The sequence below is a fragment of the Pseudomonas sp. genome (assembly GCF_049645325.1).
Classification (GTDB): domain Bacteria; phylum Pseudomonadota; class Gammaproteobacteria; order Pseudomonadales; family Pseudomonadaceae; genus Aquipseudomonas.
Window position 1 is genome coordinate 1 of record NZ_JBARTQ010000187.1, and the last position, 2,620, is coordinate 2,620.

At 65.6% G+C, this 2,620-nt stretch carries 1 protein-coding gene; it reads right to left on the reverse strand.

Annotated elements, in window-relative coordinates; all coding sequences use genetic code 11:
* Nucleotides 1-67: 67 nt before the first annotated feature.
* A partial coding sequence (locus WBB95_RS08365; RefSeq protein WP_424487149.1) for a non-ribosomal peptide synthetase occupies nucleotides 68-2,620 on the reverse strand: 2,553 nt, incomplete at its 5' end.

The following is a 2,620-nucleotide window of genomic DNA, read 5'->3' on the forward strand; positions in this document are numbered from 1 at the left end:
CTGACACTCCGCTTTCGCGAGCAAGCCCGCTCCCACATTTTTTGATCTTCATGCATCACTTTTGGTTTTAGATGCGGCGACGGCGGTTGAGTTGTGGAATCGCGGTTTGCGGCACGTCCACGCGCTGCACTTGCGTCACGGTTCTGGCGGCCAACTGTGCCAATGTCGGGTGGCTGAACAAGGTGCGTGCGTCCACGTCCAGCCCGGCCTTGCGCAGGCGCGCCACCAGGTTTACCGCCAGCAATGAATGCCCGCCCAGTTCGAAGAAGTGGTCATGGCGCCCTACCCGCTCCAGCTTCAAGACCTCGGCCCAGATGCCGGCCATCAAGGTTTCCACCTCACCTGCCGGCGCTTCATAAGCCCGGCTGAGCACCGCATCCAGCCCTGGTTCCGGCAGGGCCTTGCGGTCGAGTTTGCCGGCGGGGTTGAGCGGCAAGGCGTCCAACTGCACAAACGCCGCGGGCACCATGTATTCGGGCAATTGCGCCAGCACGTGGGTACGCAACGCCTCCAGGCTCGGCGCCTGCCCGCGCAGGGTGAAGTAGGCGACCAATCGCTCATCACGAATCAGCACCGCCACCTCGCGCAACGCCGGGTGCGCGGCCAGCCGCGATTCAATCTCGCCCAGCTCCAGGCGCACGCCGCGCAGCTTGACCTGGAAGTCATTGCGCCCAAGGAACTCCAGGTTGCCGTCGGGCAGGTACCGCACCAGGTCACCGGTGCGGTACAAGCGGTCACCGGCCACGAACGGGCTGTCGATAAAGCGCTCGGCGGTCATCTGCGCCAGCCCCAGATAACCCCGGGCCACCCCCACGCCGCCGATATGCAACTGGCCGCTGACACCCAAGGGCACCGGCGCATCGTGCTCGTCCAATACGTACAGGCGAGTATTGTCAATCGCCCGGCCAATCGGCAATTGCACTGCAGGCACCGGCGCGCCGGGCGCCAGGGTCCAGGCGCTGCTGTCGACGGTGGTTTCGGTGGGGCCATAGACGTTGTGCAAACGCACCGTGGGCAAGCGCGCCTGCACGCCACGGGCCAGGGCTTCGGTGAGTTCACCACCGCCGCACAACAGGTCGGTGAGGCTGGTGCACTGGGCGGACTCTTCGAGTTCGAGGAACTGCTGCAACATGGCCGGGACAAATTTGATCACGCTGATGTTCTGCTCGCGAATCACCTGCGCCAGGTACGCCGGTTCGCGATGGCCATCGGGTCGCGCCAGCACCAGGCGCATGCCATTGGTGAGTGGCCAGAACAGCTCCCACACCGAGCCGTCGAAGCTGAACGGCGCGCGTTGCAGCAGCGCGCCGCCCTCGGCGTTCGGGCACAGGCGCGAGCCCCAGTGCATCAGGTTGGCGAGGCCGCGATGTTCGATCATCACGCCCTTGGGCGTGCCGGTGGAGCCCGAGGTGTACATCACGTAGGCCAGGTGGGCGACGGTCAAGCCCGGTACGAGCGGGTTGCCGGTGGGCGCCTGGCGCCAGGTGCAGTGGTCGAAGTCGATGACCGGAATCGCGACATCCCCCGGCAGCTCACGGGTGGCGGCGTGCACCAGCAACGCCACCGGTTGGCTGTCGCTCAACATGTAGGCCAGGCGTTCACGCGGGTAACCTGGGTCCAGCGGCACATAGGCGCCGCCTGCTTTGAGGATCGCCAGCAACCCCACCACCAGGTCCAGCCCCCGCTCGACGCACAGCGCCACCCGCGAGTCCGGTTGCACACCGCGCTCGCGCAGGTGAAAGGCCAACTGATTGGCGCGCTCGTTGAGTTCTCGGTAGGACAGTTTCAGTTCGCCGGCCTGCACCGCGATGGCGTGGGGAATATGCCGCGCATGCGCTTCGAACAGCGCCTGCACGGTCAGGGTTTCGGGGTAAGCGGTGTCGGTGGCGTTGAAGTCCTTCAATAGCGTGTGCAGCTCACGGGAGGGCAGCACCTGCACGTCACGCACGGGCGTTTTCGGCGCATGCTCAAGTGCCTGCACCAGGCTGTGCAACGCGGTGTGGAAGTAACCCAACAGGCGCTCCGCGCCAACCTTGCGTGGGGCCTTGGCCTTGAGACGAAAGCCGCTGGCCATGTCGTCAACCGTGAGCATCAGCGGGTAACTGAGCACGTCTTCACTGCTGAGCAAGGCGATCCCCGGCACCAGGTTCAGGTCCGGGTCGGCACCGGTGTGGCGGTAGTTGAGCAAGCTGTTGAACAGCGTAGACGCGCTGCTGCAACGCTGCGCCAGTGCCAGGGAAGCCTGCTCATGCACGAGCAAAGCGCCCAGTTGGGCATGGGTGTCGTTCAGCGCATCGATCACGCTTTGCCCAGTCAGACTTACCCGCAACGGCAGTGTGTTGATGAACATGCCCAGGGCGCGGTCGGCGCCCTCGCCGGCTTGCAGGCGGCCGAGCAGCACGGTGCCGAACACCACGTCATCACGGCCAGCCACGCGGCTGAGCACCTGGGCCCAGGCCAGATGAAACAGGCTCGCGGCGCTGACCCCAAGGCCACGCGCCTGCTCGCGCAAGCGCCTGTTCAGGTCGTCGGTCAGCGGCTGTTCAAACGCCTCGATTTCAGCGCGATCCGCCTGGCGCTCCTGCAAGCCGAAAGCCAGGGTCGGCTCGTCGATCTGCGC